The organism is Pseudoxanthomonas sp. LjRoot204_2 (assembly GCF_056175765.1).
The window spans coordinates 1-6,293 of sequence record NZ_JBGFFG010000197.1 but is presented as its reverse complement, the minus strand read 5'-3'; the positions used below and the strand labels follow the sequence as shown (position 1 = coordinate 6,293).

The window sequence follows — 6,293 nt, the reverse complement described above, 5'->3', positions numbered from 1 at the left end:
GAGTTACTACGGGGCACGCAACGCGCCCTTCCTCTCCGAGACACCGCTGGCCCCGGTGATGTTCCACTTCGGCGAGCAGGATGCCTCAATACCGCCGAAGCTGGTGCAGCAGCACCGCGACCTGCTTCCCCAGATGGACGTTTTCACATACCCCGCGGGGCATGGCTTCAACTGCGACCTGCGCGCGGACTACGATCCGTCGAGTGCGCGCCTGGCACGCGAACGCACGCTCGATTTCCTCGCAAGGAACCTGGCATGAGCGATTTCCTCCTGGACCCACGCCTGGYGGCCGACAGCGCCTTCGTCGCCGACGRCCCGCTGTCGCAGGTACGGCTGATGGACGACACGCGCTACCCGTGGCTGGTCCTGGTGCCTCGCGTGAACGGGGTCAGCGAATGGCTGGAACTGGAGGGCGGCCAGCAACGCCTGCTGTTGGCGGAGATCAACCAAGCCGGCCAGCTGATCCGCGCGCAGCCGGGCGTGGAGAAGCTCAACATCGGCGCCCTTGGCAACATCGTCCGACAACTGCATGTGCATCTGGTCGGCAGGCACGAGGGCGACGCGGCATGGCCCGGACCGGTCTGGGGCAACGGCGCCCCGGTCCGGCATGGTCCTGCCGCACTGGCAGAACGGATAGACGCGTGGCGCCGGTGTCTGGGCTGAGCGCGCAACCGCCTCAGGTCCGCGGCAGCGTCACGCCGGTCTGGCCCTGGTACTTGCCGCCGCGATCCTTGTAGCTGGTCTCGCAGACGTCGTCGGCATCGGACTGGAAGAACAGCATCTGCGCGACGCCTTCGTTCGCGTAGATGCGCGCCGGCAGCGGCGTGGTGTTGCTGAACTCCAGCGTCACATGGCCTTCCCACTCCGGCTCCAGCGGGGTCACGTTGACGATGATGCCGCAGCGCGCATAGGTACTCTTGCCGAGGCAGACCACCAGCGTGTCGCGCGGGATGCGGAAGAACTCCACCGTGCGCGCCAGCGCGAAGCTGTTCGGCGGGATGATGCATTCATCCGCTTCGATGTCCACGAAACTTTTCGGATCGAAGTGCTTGGGGTCGACGATCGTGGAGTTGATGTTGGTGAACACCTTGAACTCGCGTGAGCAGCGCACGTCATAGCCATAACTGGACGTGCCGTAGCTGACGATGCGCTCGCCGTCGGCCCCGCTCTTGTTGGCGAACTTCACCTGCCCCGGCTCGAACGGCTCGATCATGCCCTGCTGCTCGGCCATGCGGCGGATCCAACGGTCGCTCTTGATGCTCATGCAAATCCTGGTGTGTGGGGCGAAGGCCACGCGGACGGCGCGCGGCGGACGGGGAATTGTAGGGCGGGCCCCGGCCCGCCGTCTTCGCCGGCCGCTAGACCAGCGACGAGAGGATGGACAACGGCGCGCGCGGACGCTGCGCCAGCGTCGCCGCCATGACCCTCGCCGTCTGCCGGTAGGCCTGCGTAACCGCCGAATCGGGCGCGGCGACCACGACCGGCTGGCCGGCATCGCCCTGCTCGCGAATGGCGATGTCCAGCGGCAGCGAACCCAGCAGCGGCACGCCGTACTGCGCCGCCATCCGTTCGCCACCGCCCTGCCCGAACAGGTGCTCCACGTGGCCGCAGTTGGAGCAGGTATGGACGGCCATGTTCTCGACGATGCCCAGCACCGGCACCTCGACTTTCTCGAACATCTTCAACGCTTTCTTGGCATCCAGCGTGGCGATGTCCTGCGGCGTGGTGACGATGACCGCCCCGGCCACCGGGATCTTCTGCGCCAGGGTCAGCTGGATGTCGCCGGTACCCGGCGGCAGGTCGATCAGCAGGTAGTCCAGATCACCCCACAGCGTGTCGTTGAACAGCTGCATCAGCGCAGACGTGGCCATGGGGCCACGCCAGATCATCGGCGTGTCCTGGTCGACCAGCAGGCCGATGGACATGGCCTCCACCCCGAACGCCCGCATGGGTTCGATCGACTTGTTGTCAGGGCTGTCCGGCCGCCCCGCGAGCCCCAGCATCGCCGGCACGCTCGGTCCATAGACGTCGGCATCCAGCACCCCCACCCGGGCACCCTCGGCCGCCAACGCCAGCGCCAGGTTCACCGACGTGGTGGACTTGCCCACCCCTCCCTTCCCTGAACCGACCGCAATCACATTGCGAACGCGCGGGTGGGGCGACAGCRCCCCCTGCACGGCGTGCGTGCGCGGCCTGGCGTAATTCTGATGGGATTCAGTCACTTGCATCGATTCGCGCGGCGGGGAAACCGCCATTGTCTCACCCCGAGGCGCCTCGCCGGCAACCTGAATGACGCGTCATCACCGTGACGATCCCATCACGCGCCGGAAATAATTTCGTGGTATGCGCATCACATTAATTCCGTGTTAATGTCGGGTCGCACGGACGCTATTGCGCGGCTGGGGCCGATGGGAACGGTCCTATTGAAAGCCGCTTACACGTACGGATTTCTAGGGGATTCACCGACATGAACTACGGAAACGCGAAAGCGCTCCGGCGCAATCCGCTTGGTGCGGCTCTTGTCGCCGCGTTGCTGATCCCGGGCGCGGCACTGGCCCAGGACGCTACCACCAGCGGCTCGACTGCAGAAGCCGAAACGACCAACCTCGGGAAGGTGCAGGTCGTCGGCTCGCGCATCAAGCGCGCAGAGATCGAGGGACCGTCACCGGTCACCGTCATCACGGCCGAGCAGATCAAGCAGGAAGGCTTCAATACGGTCGCCGAAGCGATCGACACGCTGAGCCAGAACACCGGCAGCGTCCAGAACGACTTCAACGCTGCCGGCGGTTTCACGCCCAACGCCAGCCCGGTTAACCTCCGCGGCCTGGGTCCGGGCCGCACGCTGCTGCTGATCAACGGTCRCCGGGCGAATGACTATCCGTTCCCCTACAACGGCCGCAGCAACTTCCAGAACCTCAACAACGTCCCCGCGGCGGCCGTCGAACGCATCGAGATCCTCTCGGGCGGCGCATCGGCCGTGTACGGTTCCGACGCCGTTGCCGGCGTCGTTAACATCGTGTTGAAGACGAACTACGAAGGCAACATCCTCAAGGTCAAGGGCCAGACCTCGACAGACGGTGGCCGTGACATCGCCGACATCCAGTGGGTGGGCGGCAAAGCCGGCGACAATTGGAGCGTGACCTACGCGTTCGAGTCCTACAACGCCGAAGCCCTGTGGGGTTATCAGCGGGATTTCATGGATTCGGCGGCGGATAACCCCGCACCTCCGGGAACATATCCCAACGCACTCAACAACGGGCGCGGGTTCTACCAGCCGCCGATCGGCATCCAGATTCGCCGCCTCAACAACGTGGGCTCCACCGTTTCGTATGTATTGCCAGCAGGCCGTGACTGCTCGGCGAGCGAACTCTATCGCCCTCACTTCTATACGAGCGCCACCACGGGCAACAACCTCGGCCCTGGCTGCGGTTATGACCGCTTCCCGGCCGAACAGACGGTTGCTAACGGCAGCAACGAGCTGTCCGGCTATGTCTATGGCACGTTCAATTTCACTGACAATCTGGAAGGCTGGGCGAGCGCGATGGCGTTTCATTCGCGCAGTCGACTCGGCGGCGGCACGGAACAGTGGCAGGGTGGTCCGCAGCCAGGTACGAATTACTACGACGCGGGATTGGGTATGCGTATCCTGCCCATCCGCAACTTCACGCCCGAACCTTACGGCGGATCCGAAGGCACCTACCAGAAGTTCGAGGAAGATTCCCTCGATCTCGCGTTCGGTATGCGCGGTAGTTTTGCGGATCGTTTCGATTGGGAATTCAGCCTCGGCGGCGCACAGTATGAAATTGTCCGCGATCGTCCGCGCATGACGGTGGCGGGAGCCACCAACTACTTCTTGGGTCAGCGTCTGGGTACGACGGGCCAGGGGGCGTACACAGGGTTGGCTGGCGTCCCCAATGGCTTGGCTGTTTATCGCTTGAACCTCGATCGCTTCTACGGCCCCATCTCGACCGCAGACTATCAGGCCATGTCGACAATGGTTCATTACGAAGCAGTGTCGCGCAACGTCGCGTCCAACTTCGTGTTGTCGGGTGACTTATTCGAACTGCCGGCAGGTCCGCTGTCGTTCGCCGGCGTGATCGAGGCCTCGCGGCAAAGCTACGATCTGGAAAGCGATGCCCGCATCCTCCCGACCGTGCGAGAAATCTACAACTTGACGGGCACCGGCGGCAGCGGCGAACGCAACCGCTATGCCGCGGGCGTAGAGTTCAAGGTGCCGATCTTCAGCATGCTGACGGCCAGCCTCCAGGGCCGCTACGACAAGTACGATGATGTCACTGACGTGGATGCTGCGAGCACTTGGGGCGCAGGATTGGAGTTCCGTCCCTTCGACAGCCTGCTGATTCGCGCCAATTATGCGACCAGCTTCAAAGCACCGGACATGCACTATGTGTTCTCCGAACCTAGTGGCTCGTTTGGCACGGTGACAGACTACTACCGCTGCTACCTCAATGGCTTGGGAACCAGCGACAACGTCTGCGGCAACTCGGGCGGCAACTACCGCTACTCGGTCTTCACTACGTCACAAGGCGCGCCGGAGCTCAAGGAAGAAACCGGCAACTCCTGGACGGCCGGCTTTGTGTGGGACGTCACCGAGCAGTTGTCGCTCGCTGCGGACTACTACGAGGTCGAACTCAACGACGTTGTGACCGTTCAAAGCGGCACCGACATTCTGGCGGCAGAGTTGGGCTGCCTAACGGGCAAGTACCCCAACGGCAGCAATTACCCACACGCAGCGGGCAGCGGCTATTGCCAGATCATCCAAGGTCGCATTAGCCGCAATCCCGAGACCGACGCGCTCACCGAGATCCGTAGCGGACCGATCAACCAATCGTTCCTTGGCACGAAGGGCATCGACGCGACCGTGCGTTACCGCATGGATACGGACCGCTTCGGCGACTTCAGCACCACCTTGCAGTGGACGCATGTCCTTGAGCAGACCCAGAAGCTGTCGGTTGACCAGCCAATCCAGAGCTATCGCGATTTCAACAGCAATCTGGACAATCGCAGCCGGGTGCGCTGGACGATCAACTGGTCAAAGGATGATTGGATGGCGACGGTATTCATGAATCGCCTGGGAAGTACGCCGATCTGGGATCCCACCGTACCGGTGGCCTATCCCGAGTTCGACACTCGCATCGGCCCGTTCATCACCTGGAACGCCAGCGTGGCGAAGGACATCACCGAGAAGCTCAACCTGCGCCTGTCGGTGGTCAACATGTTCGACAACCACCATCCGGTCGACAAGACCAACTACACCTATCCGTACTACTGGCGCGGTTTCGATGCCATCGGTCGTCAGGTGGGTCTGGAAGCGACCTACAAGTTCAACTGATGGTTTGAGCGGTGCAGCAACACCTGGACCCGGCGGCGACGCCGGGTCTTTTTCTTCCTACGCCGCACACAAGGAGATCATGATGAAGCGTCAAGGAATTCTGCTTTTCCTCGCCGGATGGCTGATCGCGGCCGAGGCACTGGGCGCGCCGGCGCCGATCCGCGATTTCGTCGGCCACGCCGCCTTCAGCACCGCGAAGATATCGCCCACCGGTGAGTACCTGGCCATCACGGTGGACCGGGGCGACCAGGACGTGCTCACCACGATGCGCACCAGTGACCTGAAGATCCTCAACGTCAGCCAACTGCCCGACAAGAAGAGCGTGGGCTCGTTCGAATGGGTCAGCCCTAACCGCCTGATGTTCAATGCCATCCGCAAGATGGGCGGCTACGCGCAACCGTTCAGCACGGGCGAGTGGTTCGCCGTCAATGCCGATGGCTCACAACCGCGGCCGCTGGTCTTCTACGGCACGCAGGACGTCACCCAGCGCGCGAAGACCGTCACGTCCGAGCGTTTCAGCCTCATCGACACCCTGCAGGACGACGACCAGTTCGTCATCATGGACGTCCGCTCGCCCCGCTCCAGCGAAGGCGCCGGCACAGAGCTGGTCAAGCTGGACGTGTTCAACGGGCGGCGCACATCGCTCGGCCGTGCACCCAAGGAGAATTGCAACATCACGCTGGACGAGAACAAGCAGGCGCGTTTCGCCGTGTGCTCGTCAAGCCGCAACGAAGATGGCGAGTTCGACGAACGTACGGAACTCTACCGCCGCGATGGCCGCGACTGGACGCTGGTGAACGCTTCCAAGTCCGGCGGCAAGCACCTCGGCGTGATCCACACCACGCGCAACGGAACCGTCTACGTCACCCAGGACGACGGCGTGGCGCCGGCGGCGCTCGGAACGCTGGACACCACCACGGGGGCGTTCAAGCCCTTGTTC

Annotated in this window: 5 protein-coding genes and 1 pseudogene; 4 read left to right on the top strand and 2 right to left on the bottom strand. The window is 63.3% G+C overall.

The annotated features are described in order from the left end of the window. Together AC04L7_RS10590 and AC04L7_RS10585 are read left to right on the top strand one after the other, a co-directional pair. Positions 1 to 259 (top strand): dienelactone hydrolase family protein (locus tag AC04L7_RS10590; RefSeq protein ID WP_475512968.1); only part of this gene is annotated, 259 nt, incomplete at its 5' end. Then, positions 256 to 663, top strand: coding sequence for an HIT domain-containing protein (locus AC04L7_RS10585; RefSeq protein ID WP_475512967.1), 408 nt, complete (start codon positions 256 to 258; stop codon positions 661 to 663). The genes AC04L7_RS10590 and AC04L7_RS10585, both read left to right, overlap by 4 nt. 13 nt (positions 664 to 676) lie before the next feature. Here AC04L7_RS10585 and dcd read toward each other — a convergent pair whose 3' ends face one another. Together dcd and apbC are read right to left on the bottom strand one after the other, a co-directional pair. Continuing rightward, positions 677 to 1,264 (bottom strand): dCTP deaminase, encoded by a 588-nt coding sequence (dcd, locus tag AC04L7_RS10580; protein WP_435999307.1) that lies wholly within the window; start codon positions 1,262 to 1,264, stop codon positions 677 to 679. Positions 1,265 to 1,358: 94 nt separating this feature from the next. Continuing rightward, positions 1,359 to 2,228, bottom strand: coding sequence for an iron-sulfur cluster carrier protein ApbC (gene apbC / locus AC04L7_RS10575; RefSeq protein WP_475512966.1), 870 nt, complete (start codon positions 2,226 to 2,228; stop codon positions 1,359 to 1,361). A gap of 239 nt (positions 2,229 to 2,467) precedes the next feature. On the opposite strand from apbC, the gene AC04L7_RS10570 reads away from it, so the two are divergent. Both AC04L7_RS10570 and AC04L7_RS10565 read left to right on the top strand, forming a co-directional pair. Then, on the top strand, positions 2,468 to 5,353 hold the full coding sequence (locus tag AC04L7_RS10570) for a TonB-dependent receptor plug domain-containing protein (protein WP_475512965.1): 2,886 nt from the start codon (positions 2,468 to 2,470) through the stop codon (positions 5,351 to 5,353). Positions 5,354 to 5,435: 82 nt separating this feature from the next. After that, a pseudogene (locus AC04L7_RS10565) lies at positions 5,436 to 6,293 on the top strand (alpha/beta hydrolase family protein); the annotation flags it as partial.

Bases quoted from the DNA above. Each gene is read 5' to 3' on its own strand.
- dcd (WP_435999307.1), bottom strand. From the start codon at position 1,264: ATGAGCATCAAGAGCGACCGTTGGATCCGCCGCATGGCCGAGCAGCAG.